The sequence below is a fragment of the Actinospineispora eucalypti genome, from assembly GCF_039543365.1.
Taxonomy (GTDB): domain Bacteria; phylum Actinomycetota; class Actinomycetes; order Mycobacteriales; family Pseudonocardiaceae; genus Pseudonocardia; species Pseudonocardia eucalypti.
In genome coordinates this window covers 1-22644 of the sequence record NZ_BAABJP010000019.1, presented here as the reverse complement: position 1 = coordinate 22644, position 22644 = coordinate 1, and the positions used below count along the sequence as shown (strand labels likewise).

At 70.6% G+C, this 22644-nt stretch carries 1 protein-coding gene; it reads left to right on the top strand.

The window, feature by feature from the left end; translation table 11 throughout:
* Positions 1-423 precede the first annotated feature (423 nt).
* Positions 424-22644: rhomboid family intramembrane serine protease (locus ABEB12_RS20220; protein ID WP_345702979.1), on the top strand; the 22221-nt coding region annotated here is incomplete at its 3' end.

Genomic DNA, 22644 nt, shown 5'->3' with positions numbered 1-22644 from the left:
GTTGGTTCCGATCATTCCGAGTAATTCCCGCCCACGAGGCCTTCTCGTACTGGAGTGAGATCCACCATGGTAATCGCGTCTTCGGCTGACAGGCGGCGCATGCGCGCCGTCGTGTCGATGCTGGGGCGCGCACTGCTGTCAGTGGCTGGCTCGCTCTCGTTCGGGAGGGTGTTGCTCGGGGCGGCAATGTTGTGGATGGCCGCGGCGCTGGTCTCGATGAGCGGCTCGGTCGAAGCGGATTCGGTTTCGGTTCCGCGAAATGACTCGCCCGCCGTGGAATTGGTTACCTATTCGCAGCCGAATTCCGATGGCGAGTCTGACGAGTCCGGGTATTCGGACTGGTCGATTTCTTTCGGCGATGGTAATGCCCAGCCGGCCAAGGTGAACAACAGCGGCCAGCAGGCAAGTGGGTTGGATGGCCGCGTGGCCGCGGCCGTGGCCAAGCCGTCGCGGTCATTGGCCGAATTGCGTGCCCAGTACGCGCCGGTGGCCACTCAACCGGTGGCCACGGACGGGGTGGATTGGCCGTTCTTCGGTGGCCACGGTGGCGCCGGTACTGGCCACGCGACCGCATCCGGTGGCCAGGTGGATGCGCGGCAGACAGCGGCCACCGCACCCCGGTCGGCGGTGCGCTCCGTTGTCGACCCGGTGACCGAGTTCGTCTCCAACCTGCTCGACAAGATCGCCGGTGCGGCCAGGAGTGGTCCGGCGGCGGACGGCAAGCCCGTCACCGAATCGGAGCCGGGCAAGGGTGCGGCTACCTTCCAGGCCCAGGCCGCCACCGAGCCGAAGCGGATGATCGCCGCCGAGGCCGAGCACACCGCTCACGGTGACTCGGCCGCGACCCCGGCGGTGTTGACGCGTGAGGTCACCGCCCGGGTGTCGGACGCCGCCGCGAAGGCCGACAGCAGCGCCACCCCCGCGACTGGCCGGACCGCCGTGAGCGACCGGATCGTCGCCGACCGGCTGGCTCAGTCCGACCGGTTGGTGGATGAGCGCCTAGCTGATGTGGACCCGTTCCGCGCGTCGACCACCCAGCGCCAGGCCGGCTCCGGCGGTGGTGTGGTGAAGGCTCCGGCGGCCGAGGTCGAGCAGGTGATGGGTGGGATGGTCGACCTGGTGTCCGGGATCGTCGGCCGGGTGGCCGGCACGCAGGCCGGTGCGCACACCCGTGAGGCGTTGACCGAGTTGACCGGGCAGGTGTCCGAAGCGCTCGCGGTCAGCAACCAGCTCAACAAGCACAGTGGCGCCGCCGGTGGTTCGAGCGATCTTCAGCTGGCCATGCCCGAGCGCGCCCCCAAGCATGTTTCCCACTCCGGCTCGGGCCTGGCACCCGAGACCGATGAGCGGCCCATCGTCTGTCTGGCGCTGGGCTGCACCGACCAGGACCCGAGCCTGACCGGCCACCACCCCGGTGTTGGCGGCGGACGCGGCCCCCCAGCGGCGCAGCGCCCCCGCCCCCAGCACGACAGTCCCTCCGAGAACGACCCGGCCTCCTGGTCGAGCAAGCTCCACCGCTCCCCGGCCGGCGGCACGACCGACAACTTCATCAGCGGAATCCTCGGGTTCGTCCGGGACCTGATCGGCGGCCTCCCCCACAGCGGTGGTGGCGCCCAGCACCGGCCCTCCCACCAGGGTGACCAGATCAGCGAGCTCGCCCACGACTTCGTGTCCGACCTGCTCAACGCGATCGGCACCAACACCGGCGGCACCAACGCGGGCCAGACCCCGCGCCGCCCGAGCACCAGCACAAGCCAGCAGGGCTCGCAGGGTTCGCGGCGGCCGACCCAGCAGAACCTCGGCCAGGCCATCACCACGCTGACCGAAAGCTTCGTCTCCGACCTGCTGAAGCTGCTCGGCATCGGCAGCGGCTCGGGCAGCAACGGTGCCGGCCAGAGCGGCTCCGGGCAGCAGCGCCCGCCGGCCAACCAGAACACCGGCTCCGGGCAGCAGCTGGCCGCCGGGATCAGCAAACTGACCAACGGGTTCGTGTCCGACCTGCTCGAGCTGCTCGGCGCCGGCAAAGGCGCCGGCAACGGCGACGCTGGGAACTCCGGTAGCGCCGGGCAAGGTTCCCAGCGCCCCCAGCAGCAGCCGGACCTGGACGAGGCGTTCGACCGGTTCACCGACATGGTCACCGGGATCGTGCGCGACGTGGCCGGCAAGAAGGCCGCCAAGAAGGTCACCAAAGCCCTCGACGAGCTGACCGACCAGCTCACCCACGCACTCGGCCACAACAGCCCGCCGAGCAACAACGGCGGCTCCCACAGCGGCGGCAGCCAGTCCGGCCAGAACAACGGCGCCGGCCAGCAGCTCGCCCAGAACATCGGCAAGCTCACCAACAACTTCGTCTCCGACCTGCTGCAGCTGCTCGGCGTCGGCAAGGGCTCCCCCAGCAACACCGGTGGTGGTTCCAGCCAGACCCCGCAAAAGCCCAGCACCGGCAACGGCCAGCAGAACAACCTGGGCCAGGCCATCGGCCAACTGGCCAACGACTTCGTGTCCGAGCTGCTGAAGCTGCTGGGTGTCGGCGGCAACGGCACCGGCGGTACCGGTGGCGGGCAGAGCGGATCCGGGCAGCAGCGCCCGCCCGCCAACCAAAACACCAGCAGCCAGAACAGCACCGGGCAGCAGCAGCTCGCCGCCGGAATCAGCAAACTGGCCAACAACTTCGTCTCCGACCTGCTACAGCTGCTCGGCGTCAAGGGCAGCAACAGCAAGGGCGCCAACAACAGCGGGGGTTCGAGCCAGGGCAGCCAGAGGCCGAACCTGGACGAGGCGCTGGGCAACTTCGTCAACCTGGCCTCCGGGATCGTGTCCGAGGTCGCGGGCAAGGACGCCGGCAAGCAGACCCAGCAGGCCCTCGCCGGTCTGTTCCAGCAGCTCGGCGGCGGTAACTTCGGCAACGGCGGCGGCCAGAAGGGTGGCTCCGGCCAGCAGCAGCGTCCACCGGCCAACCAGAACAACGGCTCCCAGAACGGCGGCGGCCAGCAGCAACTCGCCGCCGGGATCAGCAAGCTCACCAACGGGTTCGTCTCCGAGCTGTTGCAGCTGCTTGGCGTGGGCGGCAGCGGCTCCGGTCGCAACGGTGGTGGCCAGAACAGCCAGCGCGGCGGGTCGGCTGATCCGGGGCCGTTCTCGGATGACGCGGACTATTGGAAGGGCCTGTACTACGACGCGTTCATGGCCGAGGCCAAGGCCGCCGGCCAACAACAGCAGGGCCAACAGCAGCAGGGCCAGCAACAGCGGCAGGCGCCGAGTGTGGAGCAGGCGTTGGGCAACTTCACCGACCTGGCTTCCGGGCTGGTGTCCCAGGTCGGCGGCCAGGACGCCGGGGAGCAGACCGAGCAGGCGCTGGACGGGGTGTTCGGGCGGCTGCTGACCGGCGGTGGTGCCGGTGGCGGTGGTGCCGGTAATGGGGGCGGAGCCCGGGGTTCGGACACCCGGAGCGGCGACCGGCGCCAGGCCCGCACCTCGAACACCGAGAACACCCAGAACACCGGCGAGCTGGATGGTCTGGACGGGGTGCTGTCGCGGTTCGTCGAGGCCGCGTCCGGGGTGGTGTCCAAGATCGCGGGTGGAAAGGCCGGGCGGCGGACCGAGCAGGCGCTCGACGAGCTGCGTGACCAGCTGACCGACAGCCTGCACGGCCACAGCGAGGTCCGGGGCGAGGGTCGGCGATCGGCGCAGGCCGACCACAACACGGTGGGCAAGACCGCCGGCCAGGTCCGAGACAGCCAGGGACGGGCCGGGTCGATCGGCGGGTCGGTGGAGGAGTTCCTGTCCGACCTGTTCGACTCGCTGGGCCTGTCGCGCCCGTCCGGGAGCGGCCAGGGCCAGTCCGGCCAGCACAACCAGCAGAGCCAGGGCCAGCGAGGCGGGTTGGCCGAGCAGATCACCGACCTGACCAATGACTTCGTTTCCGACCTGCTCAAGACCCTCGGTGTCTCCGGCGGCAACTCGACCGGCAACGGCAACTCCGGCGGGGGTAACTCCAACAACGGCGGCGGTAGCGGTCAGGGCACTCGGCCGGCCACTCTGGATGACTTCGCGCAGATCCTGGGCGGGGTCACCGACCTGGTGTCCGGGCTAGTCGGTCGGGTGGCCGGGCAGCAGGCCGGCGACCAGGCCCGCCAACTGCTCACCGCCGCCGCCCAGGACGTCCTCGAAGCACTCGCCGCCAGCGGCCACTACGGCAACAGCCAGAGCGGTGCGGGTCAGGCTGGTGGCCAGGGCGCCGCGGCCGGTGGTGGCCAGAACAACGGGTGGGCGTTGAACAACGACGGCCAGTTCGCCGGCACCCGGTGCGAGACCGAGATCGAGTGCGCCCTCGCCAACGGCAACCTGCAGACCCGCCAGCCGCAGTCACTGTCCAACCGCGGCCCCCCGCGGCTGCTGGGCGGCACGACCAACACCGATTCGCAGGGCATCCAGGACGCCCTGGATGACCGACTGGCGGTGTTGAAGGGCCAGAAGAGCCTGAAGACGGCGAAGAACCAGCTCGAGGCTGGGAAGATCACGAAGGCCGACTACCAGAAGAAGGCCGCGGCGCAGAAGAAGCTGGAAACGCAGGCCGACGAGTCCGCCGCCCAGCTGGGTTCGTACGACGGCCAGCTGATCAACGACGTGGTGTCCGGACAGCAGAAGCTGGGTACGGCGAAGACCAAACTGGCCGCGTCGAAGAAGGCACTGGACGCGGGCAAGATCACCAAGGCGGAGTACCAGGGGCGCGCGAGCGCGTTCAACCAGCGGCGGGACCGGCTGGCCGCGCAGACCGCCCAGCTGTACGAGGCCGCCGGCTACGACACGGCGCAGGCGAACCCGGGACACAAGGGCGCGGGCGCCGCTTGCGCGACGACCGGCGTGTTCGGCCAGTGCTCGACCGCCGCGATCGACCCGAAGACGGGCGAGCTGAAACAAGACCAGACCTACTGTCTGGTCGGGGTGTCCCGGTGCTCGAGCGCGGTGAAGGCGGGCAACCGAGGGGCGAAGGCGTTCTGCGACCCGACCAAGGGCTGCGGCACCAACGTGAAGGCGGGTAAGGCAACCGCGCAGACCACGTGCGGTGTCGGCCCGTGCAACACGGCCTCGACCGCCGACACCCAGAGCGCCCTGACGTTCTGCCAGGCCCGCCGGGGATGCACCCAGGACGGCGCGAGGCCGACTCAGCCAGGTGCGAAGGATCGCGCGGCCGGGAAGAGAGCGGGCTGGTCGCACACCCACGGGGAGTGCACGGAGGACTGCGCGCTGTCCGGGTTCGCCTACGTGAGCCAGGCGGGCTCGGACTGCAACACCCGCAACGGGGTATGTAACGGCTACTCCACCGGCAAGCGCGCCAGCGAATCTCGGCCAGCGCCGGCGGGTGAGACCCCGGAGCAGGCCGAGGCTCGGGCGAAGCGCGACGGACAGGCCGGCAGCAAGGGACATTGCGCGGCCAGCCGGGTGGGTTGTGAGTTCATCACCACGGTGGGTGTCGGCGTCGACGAGCAGACCGGGCCGCAGCCCGGCGGTGAGACGAACTCGGGCGGACCCTCGGCGCAGGTCTCGGTGCGGTGCGCTCAGGGTGCGAAGGGCTGCTCCGGCAAGGGCGCTACGAAGATCGGCGACAAGATCCTGCAGATGCTCACCGGCCAGGATGAGACCCCGGGGCACACCGACCGCCGCAACCTGGCCGGCAAGGCCGGCTGCGGGATCAAGAGCGGGGCCTGCACGGCTTCTTCCGGCCTGGATGCCGACGGCCAGGCGCTGGCTTACAGCGACGTGGACTGCGACGGGATCAAGGGCTGCAAGGGCAAGGGCACCACCGCCACCGCCGCGAAGATCTCCGCCGCCCTCGCCGGCAAGAAGGGCAAGACCGCGACCCGCGCCACCGACGCCCACCACAAGTGCACCGTCCGCGGCGCCCAGGGTGACTGCGCCAACGACTCCAGCTCGAGCGTGGTCGACAACATCCGCGCCGGCTTGGACCCGAGCGGTGCCGGCATCGGCACCGGCGCGCCGAAGAAGACCAGCCCGCTCGCCGCCCTGACCCGAGGGCTGAGCGCGACCAGCAAGACGATCGGCACCCTGGCCTGTGAGTCGAAGGACTGCAAGGCCGGCGAGAGCGGCGCCACCTCCGGTGAGGCGGCCGGGGACATCAAGGGCCTCCGGGACAGCGACGGCGTCACCCGATGCGCGGTCCACGGTGTGCACGGCACCTGCGGGTCGGCGGCGGACACCGCGGTCGCCTACCGCGCGGCCCAGACCCGGGCGGACGGCAAGAAGATCCCGGCCGGCGTGGTCAGCGAGTCGCACGCCGATGCCCAGGTCCGCTGCCAGGACTCCCCCACCTGCGGCGGGCAGGCGTTCACCGCAACCTCGGCGCTGGACACCAGCGTCTCGAAGCACCGGCGCGGCTCCTCGGACACCGGCGAGTGCGTGGTCCGCAACGGTGGCTGCCTTGGCCAGACCAGCTCGGACGCGAGCTCGGCGCCGCAATTCATCAAACTCGGCCCGGACGGCAAACCGCTCAAGGGCCAGCCCAGCTCCGGGCCGACCTCCACCTCCCGGGCATCGGCCAGCGTGGACTGCCACAGCAAGAACTGTGAGGGCACCGCCCGCACCCGCGCCGCCTCCTGGGACGGCGCGGTGAACCACGGCAAGGCGCGCACCTCCGAGGGAGAGGTCAGCTGCGAGAAGGGCACCACCAGGTGCCAGGTGCAGACCCTGTCCACCGCGATCAGCAGCCCCGGCGCGGCCACCACCTACGCCGACCAGAACGCCATCAACGGCAAACGCCTCGGCTCCGGACCCTCGGCCGCCTCGATCGTGGGCGGGAAGCTGGAATGCGACACCACCTGCGGCGGGAAGATCACCGCCCGGGTAGTGGCCACCAACCCGTCGGTATCCGATGCCCCCCGGGGCAACATCGCCACCGGTTCGTGCGCCGGCGCCACCGGCGGCCGGTGCATCGCGGTGGTCAACGGAGCCGCCTCCAGCCACCCGGACGCCAACAGCATCAGGCCGATGGTCACCGACCAGCCCACCAGCAACGCCACCAACACCGGTCAGCAGATCGGCGGCAGCGGCGGCGCTGGCCGGGGTGGCAAGACCGGGCAGACCGCCTCCCCGAGTGGGCAGGGCAACGGCGGCCAGCCCGGCCAGCGGCCGAACCAACCGGCCACCGCCCCCGGCTCGGGCGCCAGCTCCGGCGGTGCCGGTGTCCCGGGCGCCTCCAGCTGGACCACCGCATGGGCCACCCTCACCTGCGACGGCAGCGGCCCGTGCAAGGGCAGCCCGCGCAGCTCGGCCACCGGGCTCGCCGGCGACCGGCACAACGCCAGCGGTGAAGGCAACCGAGGCCCACCAACCGCCACCGGGACCACGACCAGCACGTGCAACACCAAGGGTGCCGCCTGCCAGGCCACCTCCACCGCGACCGCCGGCTCAGGCCAGGTCGTCGCCGACATCCTCACCGAACAGCGCAAGAGCACCACCGCCGAAGCCAAGCAGCAGGCCGCGCAGGCCAAGCAGGCCGCGCAGCGCGCGAAGCAGACCGCCGCCGCCCCGGGCGCGACCGCCAAGCAACGCAAGGCCGCCGACAAGGCCGCCGAGACCGCCAAGCAGGCCCAGCAAGCCGCCACGGCGGCCGGCAAGCCGATCAGCGCCAAGGACCTCCCGACCACCTGGTCGAACTCCGCCTCCTTCGCCCAGTGCGCGGGCGCCGGCTGCACGGCGAAGACCACCGGCGCCACCTCGGGCATCGTGGGCATCTCCCGCACCAAGGGCTACTGCACATCAGGGCCGTCCGGGTGCACGGTCGGCAGCGACGTCACCGTGACGACCAGCGACAACGGCGGCCAGGCCCCGGCCGCGTCGACCAAGGGCAAGCACGGCAAGGACGGCAAGACCAAGACCATCCCCGGCTTCTCCGGCACCGCCCAGGTCACCTCGCAGCTGTCCTGCCCGGACGCCGGGTGCAAGGGCAAGCTCACCGGCCGAGTCGTCGCGCAGGCCGGCCCGAAGGCCGAACGCACGCGCAGCACCTCAACCGGTTCCACCGGCTGCGACGGCAGGACCGCCTGCCAGAACCAGCTCACCCTGAGCAGCTCGATCGCCAGTTCGCCGCGCGGCGCCGGCCCCAAGGACCGCTTCGCCAACGCCTCCACATCCGTCGACGTCCTGTGCGCCAACGGCTCGAAGGCCGGCTGCCCAACCCGCGCCTCCAGCGTCACCAAGGCGGCCGGCGGGGCGCAGGCGCACTCCCGCACCACCAGCCGCTGCACCGGCACCGGCTCCTGCCAGGTCGGCAGCGGCGGCACCACCGCCATGGGACTCGCCGACACCAACGGCCAATGCGTCGGCATCACCTGCCACCTCCGGAGCAAGGCTCGAGGCGGCGGCAACTGGGCACACGGCAAGGTCGACCGCACCAGCCACACGCCCGGCAAACCCGTCGTGGCGGCCACCCAGGCCAGCGTCGGGCCCATGACCGCGCACGCCGCCGCCACCTGCACGATCGGGTCGAAGAAGTGCCCCGCGCCGTTCGCGGCGCACGCCGAGGCGAACTACGACCAGAGCTTCGCGCCCACCTGGGAAGAACCAGGCAAGCGCATCACCTCCCACGGTGAGGGCACCTGCCGGGGTTCCAACGGCAGCTGTGGCGTGGAGGCCTGGGCGAACCAGAAGGACGGCGGCGCCAAGTGCCAGGAGGACTGCAAGCACTTCCAGAAGGAGGGAGGCCCCGCCAACGTCCAGATCACCGCCCCGTCCGGCAGGCAGGTGTACGAGGCGAGGATGGCCGCCCTGCGGGCCGCGCAGGCCGCGCGGGAGCAGGCGCAAGGTAGCCGCAAGGTGGCCGAGAAGATCGTCATCGATCAGGGCCCCGACGGCAAACCGCGCTACACCAGAACGGTCCCGGGCAACCCCAAGGAGACCAAGACCGGCGCGTGCACCGCCAACCCGTGTGTGCGCGGCGGCCAGGGAATGAGCGGCGGGTACAACCCCAAGGACCCGAAGCTGCCGTTCGTCGGTACCGGGCCGAACACCGGCAACAAGGCGCCGAACCAGGTGGCCGGCCAGCGCAGCGCCGAGGTGCGCCGCTACCGCGACGGCGGCGGCGGAGGCTCCGTGGGCGGCGCCGGCCGCATCATCGACGGCCGCACAGCCAAGGCCATGTACTACCGCAACGGCGGCGGCCAGGACTTCACCGACCGCCGGGGCACCGCGCCAAGGGTGACCTGCAACGCCGGCTGCCACGGCAGCCTCGGCTACAAGGGCCACGCGGACAAGATCAACGTCCCCACCGGATACCTGAAATACACCGGGCACAACAGCTCCGGCAGCCGCGGTTTCGGCACCCTGATCGGCAAGGGGCAGGTCCGCGCCCCCACCGGTGTGGTGATGCAGGCCTTCGGCGACGGGCCCTCGACGCCCAACCCCACGACATGGAACGGCAAACCGGCGCCCAACACCTCGATCTTCTGGACCGAGGGCGGAAACGGCCAGCGCGGCCGCTACGAGATCTACGGCCAGAACGGCTACGTCCAGCTGGCCAACGGCAAGAAGATCACCAATGACCACGGGCCGACGGACCCGCAGCGACTCTCCCCGTACAACCTGGCCGGCTTCGGCGGCCTCGGCGGGTTGCGCGGCCTCGGTGACCAAGGCGGCGGCAAGCCGCAAGCCAGCGACCGGCTCATCGTGGAGACGCCGGACAAGCACGGCGACGGTGGCTTCTTCGACTGCAGGGGCATGTGCTCCGAGTACCTGCCCGACAACAAGAAGATGCTCCCGAGCAGGGTGTGCGACGCCAACAACATGTGCACCGTCTACACCCCGCCGGAGGGCTTCCCGCGCGACCTCACCGGCAAACGGATCCCCCAGGTGGATCCGCGCAAACGGGAGTGCCCGGTGACCTGCGAGATGCATGACGAGTTCGCCGGCAACTGGACGAGCAAGACGCCGTACGGCTACTTCCAGGTCAAGCTGCACGGCGACGGCGAGATGCACAGCTTCACCAAGGAAGGCGACCCGCAGTACTGCGCCGGCAAGGACTGCGCCTACATCCAGGGCTACCGCGACCCGAGGGGTAACGGCGGGTTCTCCAAGTGCTACGGCGGCGGCAAGTGCTACGGCGAGACCCTCGCCCCGGATGGCAAGAACCGCAGGATCTTGCAATGCGACAAGCCGGACTGCAAGCCGGCGATCCTGCTCTACCCGAACCGCACCGACACCGACACATACGGCACCAACGACGGTTGGTCCTGTGGCAAGGGCGCCGGCCCGACCTCGTGCTACGGCGAGCCGGGGCGGCGCACCCTCGGGCGCGGGAACCTCGATCCCAGCCGGATGGTCCTGTTCGACCCCGGCTACACCCGGCCCAACATGGGCACCCCGGTGGACAAGAAGTGGGCCAAGGACCTCGGGCTGAAACCGGGTTCCCCCCTGCCTCCGTTGGACCCGAAGCGCTACGCCCAGCTGACCGAGCCGCAGAAACAGCAGTACAAGAAGAGCCTGCGGCCGCTGACCGAGGTGGAGCAGGCGTTCGCCGGAGCCAGGGCGGTCGCCGCCGAGTCGGATCTGCGCGACGATCTCGCCAAGGCCAACCGGAAACTGCCGGGTCTGAAGACGGCACTGGACAAGGCTGAGCGGGCCGAGCGGAACGGGTCCCTCTCATCTTCGGCGCTCAGCCCGCGCGAGCAGCGGCTGATCGCCACGGCCAACAAGCGGTTCCCGAGGATGCAGCTCAACCGAGAGATCGTCAACGGCCTGGACGACATGGACGCCGCGGACGGCCAGCTCCAGCCGTTCATTGACCGCCGGGTCAAGGCTCTCGGCGGAGGCAACCTGCCGAGCTACTTCCCCGGCAAGACCCCACGAAACCTCAGCGAGGGCATGCAGAAGGGGCTGGGCGTCAACGCCCGGGGTCAGCAGGTCGACAAGTACAACCGGGTCATCGTGTCCACCCCGCAGGAGGAGCGGCGGCTGCAGGCCGAGGGGTTGCACGAGGGACGCCAGGCGGGGTGTCGCGCCAAGGCGTGCCCACGGGAGTACGTCAAGCTCACCCCGGCCCAGCAGACCCAGGCAGCCGCCACCGACCTCACCCGCCTCACCCTGACCGGCCGCAAGGAAGACCTGCGCCGGCGCAGCCTCGCCCTCGGCGACCAAGTCGCCTCGCTCAACAAGAGCAAGAACGTCACCCCGGCCGAGGCCCGCCACATCAACAAGCTCGGGCGCGATATCAGAGCCGACTCCAAGGAGATCGACAAGATCGACAAGGGGCTCAAGAAGGAAGCTCGGGTACATCCGCTACCTGGAAAGAAACCAGACACCCTCGCGCTGCGGACCTATGACATCGGAATAGTTAGCAATGCTAATGATCCGAAGATGCTGCGCGACCTCGAGGCGTGGAACTCGATAAACAAACGCGCGAACAAACTCGCGGACAAGATTGATGCCTCCGACCCAGCGTTCGCCAAGGCGCTGCGCGGGTTGGCCGGGGTGGCCGAGCTGAACTACGAGACCGCCGCACGCGACTTCGGCTCCCGCTCGTATGACACCCGGCTGTGGGCCTACGCGGCAAAGAACGCCGATGACCCGATGTGCCTGACCAAGGATTGCGCGGTCGACACCTCACGCCGGGTGATGCTCGGGCTGCCGTCCACCGGGAAGACGGACTTCCTCGGTGTGTTCAACGCGCTGGCCAACGCGGGTCAGTACCAGAACTACCCCGGCTGGGCCGGCAAGCTCTACCGAGGCATCGACCAGGACGTGGTCTCGCACTGGGCCTCGCAGATGGGTCCGCGCGAGAAGGAGGGCCAGCTCGCCGCCGTCGCGGACCTCACGAAGGATCCCACCCGGCAAAAAGAGCTCCTCGAGATGCTCAACACCGAAGAGAAAGGAAAGATCAACCAGAAGCACCTGGCGAGCGCGCAGGCGGCGCTCAAGAAGTACGGGACCCGCGAGGTCGCCGCGATCAACGTGTTCATGCCCGACCCGAACCACAAGGGCAAGTTCCTGCCGCCCACCACGCTGTTCCGGGTGACTGACAAGAGCGGACGCGTCAGGCTGGTCGATGCCCAAGGCGGGGTCTACGAAGGGGACCGGAAGCAAGGGGTCAGCGGTGCCTTCGGCGACTACAAGCTGAACAACGACCTGGCCGACGACCAGGACGTCGTGCTGACCACCAACCTGAACGACAAGGCATACGAACCGGGCTCGGTAACCTCGGCGCGGCTGCGCGGGACCGACGGACACAAGGTGCCGGTGGAGCAGTCCGTCCTGAAGTGGACCGGGCGGGTCGCGCTCGGGGCCGGTGCTGTCGCGCTGCTCGCCGTGCCCGGCGCGGGGTGGGCCACCTCCGCGTTCCTCATCAGCGGTCTCGCCGCGGGCGCCGCCGCGTCCGACGAGCTTGTACGCCGGGGAACTCACAACAAGAGCATCAGCCTGTCCGATCCGACCGCCCGCTCGCTGTGGACCACGGTTGGTTTGACCGCCCTCGTCGGCGTCGGCACCGCCGCACGGTTCGCCGGCGGTTTCGCCACCCAGATCAACGCGCTGAGGGGAATCCAGGGCGCAACCGGGATGCGGATCGCGACGGCCGCGCCGCGCGTCGCGGCCGGGTTGCGGGTCGGCGGTGCCACCGCGCGCGCGGTCGGCAACACGGGATTCGTGTACCACCAGGTGGACTCCACGATCCATGGGTTCCAGAACTACGACAAGCTCACGCCCGCGCAGCGGCAGGACTTCTGGATCGACTCCGGTCTCGGTAGCGTGGTCGGGCTGGGCTTCTTGGGCAGGGGTGTTGCCCACGGCTTCGCTATCAAGCGCGATGGGGTCGGCGGCTGGTGGCACGGCGACAACTCGCCGAGGGGCTACTGGTCGCGGGTGCGCAACGGGCCGGCCATCGAGAGCTCCTCCGGCGGCGAGCCGCGCACCGAGCCACCGGCCGAGGGAGAACCACGCATCGAGGGTGACGGCTCGCCGCACGGTGACGAGGGCGCGCCCGGTGAGTCGCCTCCGCCCGGCGGGCCGCCGCACGGTGACGCAGGCTCCGGTGGTGAGTCCCGGCCTGCCCCGGACAGCGAGCCGCCGCCGCTGGTGGGGACGCGCCCGGCGGCAAGGCCGGCCGCCGAGCACGACGAGGCACCGGCTCGGCCCGCTGAGCATGACGAAGCACCGGCTCGGCCCGCCGAGCACGAGGGCAACCCCGGCGAGGGACGCCCGCACGCCGAATCGGAAACCGGCGGCTCTCGGCCCTCGGGTGAGCCGGCCGACGCCGCTGCCGGTGGTGGCGGCGTCAAGGGCCTGATGCTCGGCCTGCTCGACCACGGCATCTCGGGGTTGGTGCGCGCGGGGAACCTGATTGGCCGAGGCGCCAAGGGCGTGGCGAGGGTGGCCGGTCAGGGCGCCGAGAACCTCAAGGGCAAGGTGGTCGCGCTCAACCCGACCGGTGAGGGCCGGGTGGCCGGCGCGGGCGAGGCCGGGATCCTGGGCCAGGGCGGCGACCAGCAGGCCGGGGCGGCTGCATCGGGCGGCGAGGTCCAGCACGGAAGGGTACGGGCCGACGGCCGGCCCGGCGCTCGGGTCGATTCGGGGCGTGAGGGTGGCGCGATCGCCGAGGATGGGCACTCCGGCACCGGAACGCCGGGCGAAGCCGGCCAGGTCCACGGCGACGACGGCGCGATGCTCGGCGGCGGCCGGGTCGACGGCGGCGGCCAGCAGCCCGGGAGCGGCGCGGTTCCCGCCGACGGCCAGGTTCACGGCAGCGGTGGCACCGGCGGCGCCGGGACCCGAGACGCCGCCGACGGCATCGACCCGCACACCGACACCCGGACCGACGACCCCGATGCCGATCCCGACCTTCAGGTCGTGCCGGTGACGAACAACCCGCCGACTCCTTCGTCCAGCCAGAGCGACGGCGGCCAGAACCGGACTGGCGGGCACACGCCGAAGCCGGGCCGCAACCCCACACCGCCCGGTGACAACGACTACGGGCTGCCAGCCGGCGGGTCGCGGACCCGGGCCGAGCGCGATGGCGCCGGCTCTGGCGGCGATGGCCCGCTCGCCGCCGCCGGACCCGATCCACACAGCCCGGAGCAGGGCTCACCACACGACGACACCCCGCCTCAGCACCAGGCCGAAGGCAGGCCGGTCCACGACCCGAAGGACCCCCGAGGTCCCCCGGGCGACAACAGCGACCCACACACCCGTCACGACACCAGCGGCGACGAGTCCAAGCCGATGTGCGGCAAGGACAACTGCGTCCCGGTGACCGTGGCGCAGGTCAAGCGGGACCCGGGCAAGGTCGACCCGAGCAAGATCACCGCGAAGCCGGGCGACCACGACTCGGGCAAGGTCAAGCCCCTGCTGGAGCGCATGTTCGGCGGCAAGTTCCTGCCGACGAACGGCGACAAGGCACTCCAGCGCATGACCAGGTTCTGGGTGCGCCCCGGCAAGAAGATGATCCTCTGGGGCTGGAAACCCGGCAGCGACCGTTCCCACCTGGCGGTACTCGTCAAGGGCAAGGGCGGCAAGGTCCAGGTCTTCGACAACCGGGGCTCCAAGCCACTGTCGGACGCGGAAGCCGCCAGCTTGCTGGCGGACGTCAAGCTGGCGATGCGCCCGGGCCGAGGCAAGATCACCGCACTCGTCCTCGAGCTCCGCCGGACGGAAGCTCCTCAGCTGCCCAAGTGGGTCGGTAACCGGCCCGCCGAAGGCGACAAGGCCGCCAAGGGCTCCCCGAGCGAGACAGACGCCGGCGCCCAGCCGCTGGAGGGCTCCGAGCGGCTGCTGGCGCAGGTGAGCTCCGGCCAGAAGCCGTTGCGTGAGGCCCAGAGCGAGGCCGTCAGCCAGTTCCTCAAGGCCGCACAGCGCGCGAACCCCGGCAAGTACGACAACGGGTACCACGAACACCAGACAGAGGCACTCGCCATCGCGAAGTTGGCGCTCCGCGAGGAACGCCCCGGGATCGTCCGCAAGGTCCGCGGCCTGGTGCTGGAGCTGCGCATGGGCGCCGGCAAGACCTTGATCACCGGCGCCGTCGACTACTGGCTGGCGCTGGAAGACCGCGGTGTGCACTCGGTGTTCCACACCGCGAAGAAGGCCGAGGGCTTCGTCAAGGACTTCGAGTCCACGCTGGAGCTGCTCGGCATGCAGATCGGGCACGCCAAGCAAGGTATGACCGACGCCGAGCTGAAGGCCGAGTTCGACAAGCACATCACGGCCGGTGAACCGTCGATCTTCGAGCACACCTACCAGCGGGACAAGAAGCTCCCGGAGGGCCAGAAGATCATCCGCGAGCGGCGCCACTACGTGGTCGACGAGGCCGACGACGTACTGAACTGGCAAGCCTTGCACCCGAGCGTGATCGCCGAACGCATCGCCAACGTTCGCAAGTCGCGCAGCAACCACGCCATCAAGGAAGCGGTCAACTGGGCCAACAAGCTCGAGCGGGGCGACTACGACTTCACCGACTCCGGAAGGCCGTTCCTGACCAGCTCCGGGCGGCGGGCGTTGAGCGGGTTGACCGACAAGCAGCGCGCCCGGGTGCTGGACGTGCTCGACAAGGGCAGGCGCTACGCCGAGAACCGCAAGTTCATCAAGGATGACGCGATCGTGCTGCTGTCCGAGGGCACCGGCCGGTCGAACCCGCACCTGCGGTTCAACGGTGACACCCACCGCATCATGGAGGCGCTCTACGACCTGCCGATCCACGAACCACAGCGCATCATCAGCTCGATCACCCGCGCGAAGTTCCTCAAGGGCTACACCGGGGTGCGCCTCGGGCTCACCGGCACCGCCGAAGCCGACAAGGCTTTGTTCTGGCAGTTCTACCGGCTGCGGGTGGTGCCGATCGGGGTCAAGAACATGCCGAAGGTGGACGTGCCCCGCAGGATCTTCTGGACCTTCGGGGGCAAGGGTGGCGCCGACGACGCACGCGTGGCCGACACCTTGGAGCGCATGAAGAAGGGCCAGTCCACCGTCATCGGGGTGATCAGCATCCCGCACGCGGAGCGACTGGCCCGCAAGATCGCCGAAGCGCTCGCCAAGGACGGGGTGAAAGCCGACGTCGAGCCCGGTGACGGCGACAGCTTCCGAATCCGTCTGGTCAACGCGCTGCCGAAGTGGCGAGACACCGAGGATGACACCGTCGCCAGGGCCAAGCTGCCCGGTGAGATCACCATCGTCACCGCGGCCGGTGGCCGGGCAACCGACTTCGTCTGGGGTGGCGACAAGGACTTCTTGGGCCAAACCGACGCCGAACACGCTGACGCCCAGCGTCGGGTCAACGACGCCGGCGGCACGCACATCGGCCAGAGCGCCAAGGGCGAAACCAGCAGCCAGGACTCGCAGCTGTTCGGCCGGGGACCGCGCAACGCCAAGGAACGCGGCACCGCCGACCAGATGCTGTCGGTTACGGACGAGTGGCTCCGCAAGCACGCGCCGAAGAAGGAACTGGACAAGCTGCTGGAGGAAGGCAAGGGCAAGACGGGCGAGCTCACCGGCGAGCAGAAGAAGCGGGCAGAGGAGCTGTTCGAGAAGGCCGAGAAGAACGCTCGAAAAGCAAACCGCAGGCAGCATCGCCTGATCAACATCAGCATCCGGTTCGCCGAGTCGATCGCGGTCGCCGCCCACTCGGGCAGCCCGGTGAACACCTGGCGCAAGCAGGCCGCCGGCAGCAAGCCGGTCGACCGCCAGACCCGGCGGGAGAAGGATGCGCTGGACGCCTACGACGAGGCCACCAAGAAGGCGCACAAAGCCCGCGAGGACTACTACGAGGCGCTGTTCGAGGCCCGGCGCAACCCGAACGATCCGGAAGCGGCCGCTGCCCTCGAGCGCGCCGCCCAGGCGCTGCACGACGAGATGGGTGCGAAGGACAGGGCTCTGGGCTACCACAACGACCTGTTCGACAGGGGCCACAAGCCTTGGAAGACCCGCGAGGGCAGCACGGCCGGCGCGTCGGGCGACTCGGGTAGGCCAGCGACGCCCGGGAGCTCGCCGTCCAGCGGCACCAACCCGACCATGACCGCGACGGACGCCGGGCTCTCCACCGAGCGGATCGGTGAGGCCCGCGCCATGGCCGACCGGGGCGACTACCGGGGCGCCGCCGACGCCCTCGCCCCGCTGGCGGCCGGGGCCGACGTTCGGGGCCCAGATGGCCAGCCGTGGCTGGTCGGCGACCAGGCCGCGACAACCGCCGGCCAGGCAATCGGGCTGCTCGCCCGGCTCGCCCGCAACGACCTGCCGGCCGGGCCGGAGCGCCGCCACCTCGAGGTCACGCTCGACGCCCTGACGGCCCTCGTCGGAATGCTCCCCGCCGACGCACGGGTCACCGTGCCGCTCGAAAACGCGCTGATCCTGCTGATCAACCTGCACCAGCGGGCCGGCGAACTGGACAGGCAGGCCGACGAGGCGGACAAGCAGGCCGACACGGCGGAGCAAGGCGGCTGGCTGCAGCTGCCAGGGCGCTTCACCGCCGACCCTGTCTCACCTTCCGTCCGCCTGATACACGTTCCCGCCAACCCCGACTCGAAGCGGGCGCGCTCACTCCGGGCGAAGGCCGCACGCCTGCGCGCCGAGGCACAAGGGCTGCGGGATCAGGCAGACACCGAGTCGGACAAGCTGACCTGGCCGGAGGGCATGGACCCCGGCAAGTTCTTCAAGCCCGCCGCGGACCCTGAGCCGTCCGAAGAGAAGGAGCCGTCCGAGGAGAAGAACCCCGACGAGGCCACGCCGGGCGCCGAGGAAGCGCAACCGGACACCGAGCGCGGGCCCTACCGCACGCTGCCCCCGGGCATGGCGTGGGTCGCGGCGCTCTCGCTCACCTCGGGCGCCGGCGCCCTGCTGGTCGGCGTCGCCGGGGCGCCGTTGGCCGTGCCCGTCATCATCGTGGCCGGCAGCGTCTTCTGGATCTACGGGGTGCCGAGGGCACTCCACGGCGCCCGAGGTCCGCCGATGGTCGCGGTCGCTCTCGCCGCCGTGATCACGGCAGCACTGCACCTGCTCGGCGTTCCCGGTGCGGTTGCCCTCGTCATCGGCGTCGCCGTGGTGACGACCGCGTTCTGGACCGTCACCAACACGCCCGCCGGGCCGGTGCTTCGCACCCGGCTCGCCGTGGTGATGTTCGCCGGCACGGTGATCATCGCGGTCGCCGGCGGGCTGCCGATGGCCGGGCTGTCGGTGGGTGCGCCCGTCCTGGCCGCTGGCCTGTTCATCGGCGGGTTGCTCGCCATGGCGCTACGGCCTCGGCACGACCTGCCGGAGCTGGCACCGCCGGGGCTTCGGGACGTGCTGGGCACCGCGTGGCTGAACCTGCCGGCCTCGGCGATAGCCGGCGTCCTGGTGGTGCTTGTGTTCGGGCCGGTGGCGGCCGTGCTCACGGCGACCGTGGTGGTGCTCGCGCTGACCGCGCGCGCCGTGCTCACCTCAACCTCCGCCCGGATCCCGGCCGCTGTCGCGCTGGGCCGAGGTTTCGGTAGCTCCTCGATCCCGCCGGGATTGGGCCGTCGCGCCGCACTGAGCGGCTACAGCGTGACCCCGGAACAGCTCGACCAGCTGCGCACGCTGCGTGAGGCCCTGGCGGCCGCGCTTGCCGATCCGGACGCGGGTGGGTTGCGTGTCCGGATCTCGCCGGACGAGGAGGACCAGTTTGCGGTGGGTCGGCCCGGTGAGAACCGGGGCGCCGCCACCTTCCTGATCGTCGAGGGCCTCGAGGCGTGGGCTCGAGATCACCTGGGCATCGACGGTGTCGGGATCCTCGCCTGGGCGAACCCACCGGCCGAAGGTTGGCTCGGCTTCGTCGTGATGGACCAGGCCACCTACGACGAGATGAAGGAGCTGGAGCGGCTCGCCGCCTGGGACCGTGGGATCCACGACCTGTTCAGCGGTTGGAAGGACCAGGTGGACAGGGCCGCGGGCCACCACTTCACCGATGCGAACCCCGCGCACCCGCTGCTGGCCATCAACGGACAGCTCGACAACATGTCGCTCCGGATGGCGAGGACCCGCGCCGCCCGCCTCCCGGCCGACCATCCGGCACGCACCGGCGCCCACGCCGACCAGTTCCTGCCGCGGATACTCGAGCTGCTCGAGCAGGCCGAGCTCGCCCTCAACCGGGCCGGCCGGGCCGGTGACCGTCACGAGCTCGCGGCGGCACGGGGGGCGCTCACCAGAGCGGCGGCCGATCTGGCGGCGCTGCGCGGTGTCCTCGCAACCCTGCCCTCGGAGACCCGGACCGAGACCGAGAGCTCACTGCGGAGCATGGACAACAAGCTCGCCGAGCTGCGCGAGCGCGCCGACCGGCTGGGCGACGCCCGGAACAACGCCGCACGGCCATGGGTCACCTGGGGCCTGATCGTCGCCAACGTCGTGATCTTCCTCGCCACCGCGCTGGGGCTGTCCCCGCTGGCCGAGCCACTGATCCTGCACACCCAAGGATTCAGCCCCGACCACTGGTGGCAGATGATCACCGGCGGGTTCCTGCACGTCACGTTGTGGCACGTGGCGGCGAACATGGCCACCCTGTGGATGGTCGGCCGGGTCCTGGAGCCCGCGCTGGGCAAGGCCCGGTTCACCGGGCTGTATGTGGTCGGGATGCTGGGCGGAGGCATGGCCGCGGTGGCGCTGCACGCGCCGGCGGCGGTGGGTGCCTCCGGCGCGATCGCCGCGCTCATCGGCTACGTGGTGGCCGCCGAATGGCGGCAGACCGGGTCGGTGAGCCGGGGCACGTTGGTGTGGGTGGGGATGAACGCCGCGGCCAGCATGTTGCCGGGCATCTCGTGGCAGGCTCACCTCGGCGGTTTCCTCGTGGGCGGCCTGATCGCGCTGAACGCCTCGTCCCGGCACGGTCTGATCGACATGGCCCGCCCGCTCCCGGCCAACTGGCGGGTGTTCGCGGGTGTCGGCGGCGCGATCGCGTTGCTGTTGATCGCCACCGGTCACACGACGGGCGTCGACACGATGGCGCTGCTCCCGATGGCCGGGGCGTCCGGCCCGCTGCGTCCGCACGAGTACGAGATCATCGATCGCTTGGCGCCGGTCGAGACGCTGACGGTCACCGAGCTCGCGGAGTTGGCCGGCCTCCCGCTGGAGGATTTCCGGCGAGCCGGTGTCGAAGGTCTTGACGCATACGACAGCTTCGACGACCTGATGCGCGCGGCTACCGGCAAGCAGTCGCGCCCGGCCATCCAGCCGGCCAACCGCCGGTTCCATGCCGACACGCGAACGCTGTCCGCGCTGCGCGCCGGCGCGTACGACGAAGACGAGCGACGCGAGCTGTTCGGCAACGGGCTCGTGTGGATGGCCCACCCGGAGTGGACCGAGGAGCACGCCCAGCAGGTCGCGCCGCTTCGCCAGCGCACCGCTCGGCGCTCGACCAACCCGCACGGCTTCCGGTTGATCCCCGGTGGGCATCGAGGTTTCGCGCTGCAAGCGCCGGAGCAGGGTGAGCAGATCCTGCCCGCTTCGGCGCTCGACAGCGTCGCTCGGGTCGAGACCGTCGATGACCAAGGCCCCGGCGGGGGTGCCGCTACGGTCGTGGCGATCGACGACACCTTCGTCTACCTGCTGACCGCCGACCACGTGGTCAAGAACGCCGGCAACATCGTCGTCCGGATCGGCGGGCAGCGTTTCCAGGCGACGATCTGGCTGCGGCATCCGGAGCGCGAATTCGACCTCGCGGTCATCGTCATCGACGCCACGCAGGCGGCGCCACTGAACCTGGAGCCGGTGCCGTTCGCCCAGCTCTCCCCGGGCCAACGAGTCATCAACGTCGGCTACCAGACTCGGGACATCCCGACCATGTGGGGGCTGCCCGACTCGCGGATTCCGGTGGTCAGCGGTGGCGAGGCCAATATCAGGACGTCTTCCCGGCGTGCCAGCTACGACCCGAGAAACGGCGGTGCGATCACACCACTGCCGACCACCACCATCGCCACGAATGATCCGTGGGTCGACACCGGTAGCTCGGGCGGGCCCGTTCTCTCCGTCGTCGGCCAGCGGGTCTCGCTGGTGGGCTACAACATCGTTGTCGGCGCCGCCGTCCCGATCGGCGAGGTCTACTCGTACCTGCGGGCCAACCTGCCCCTGGAACCGGGCGGCTCCGGTCCGAACCGCGGTGGCGGCGCCTCGGCCACTCCGGCCGGCAACGCCCGTGGCGGCCCGGACCCGGCGGTGGACGGGCCGAACGGCGACGATCACCCACCAGCCGGGCCGGAGGACCGCCGAGCGCGCGCGGTCGCGCGACCCGACACGCGATGGTCCCCGGCGCAGGCCCGCGCGCCGCCGGTATGGCTGCGAGTCGGGATCTGGCTCCGCAACTGGCTGCGCAACCTCGGCCGGCCCGGACCAGCGCACGGGTTCGCCCGTGGCGCATTCATCGGCGGCGCGGCCCTCGCCTTGGTCGCCCTCGTGACCTTCGCGTTGCCGCCCGCCGCCCCGCTTGCCGGGCACGCCCTGGGCAACGCCGCCGTTGTTCCTCTCGCCCGCCAGCGCATATTCGCCGATCTGCGTGCGGTGGCCTTCGAGCTGGGGGCCTCCCCGACTAGGGCCGAATGGGAGCGGCTGGGGACGGAGTCGTATCGCCTCTTCAGGTCGCTGGGGCTGAGCTGGAACGAGGCGCTGCGGGAGGCGGGCCTGCCGCCGACACCTCGCGGCTATACCGAGCTGGAGATGCTCGCCGAGATGGCGCGCTCGGGGGCCGACACCACTGCGGAGTACGACGCCTGGCGCATGTCTCTGCTGCCGCGCCGGATCCCGTCGGCCGGGATGATTCACGACCGGTTCGGTGGTTGGCAGGCCGCGCGGGAACGTTTGGCCAGCACCGACCGTGCGTCGTTGCCAACGCCGCCTTCAGAGATTCCGATCAGTGCATCCGGGCGAGCGGAGCCCGGTAACCGTCGCCCCAGCGGTCGCGCCGGACAGACCTTCGCCTGGGCGGACTTCCGGGCTGACGTGCGCCGGGTGGCCGCCGGGCAGGGGACCTCCCCGACCGAAGACCAGTGGCGTGACCTGGGATCGGTGTCCTACCGGTTCTACCGGTCGCTGGGACTGAGCTGGAACGAGGCGCTGCGGGCGGCCGGCCTGCCGCCGACACCTCGCGGCTACACCGAGCTGGAAATGCTCGCCGAAATGGCACGTTCTGGGGCCGGCACCCCCCGGGAGTACGACGCCTGGCGCATGTCTCTGCTGCCGCGCCGGATCCCGTCGGCTGGAATGATTCACGACCGTTTTGGTGGTTGGCAGGCCGCGCGCGAACAATTGGCCAACACCGACCCGGACTCGTTGCCCACGCCACCTTCGGAGATTGAGCTCCCCGCCGACCTGGCCGAGCAGCTGCGCGCGGCGCTGGAGCGGGCCGCGACCCGGCTGAGCGATGCCTACGAGGCGTTGGGGGCGGCCACAGAGTCGGGCGCCGGTATCGGTACGGCGGTGATCGAGGTGTTGGCCGCGCAACGGGAACTGTCCGACGCGCTGACCGGCATGGACAGCCTGGTCTATCCCGGTTGGGCACCCGGGTTCACCTTCTCCACCGATGAGGAGATCCGGGCGGTCCTGGCCCCGTTGGTGGCTCGGATGGGCGAGGACACGGCGTTGCTGCCGCTCTCGGATGTCGACGAAGCGCTGACCGGCCCCGAGTCATCGATGTCCGGCCCGTCGCTGCTC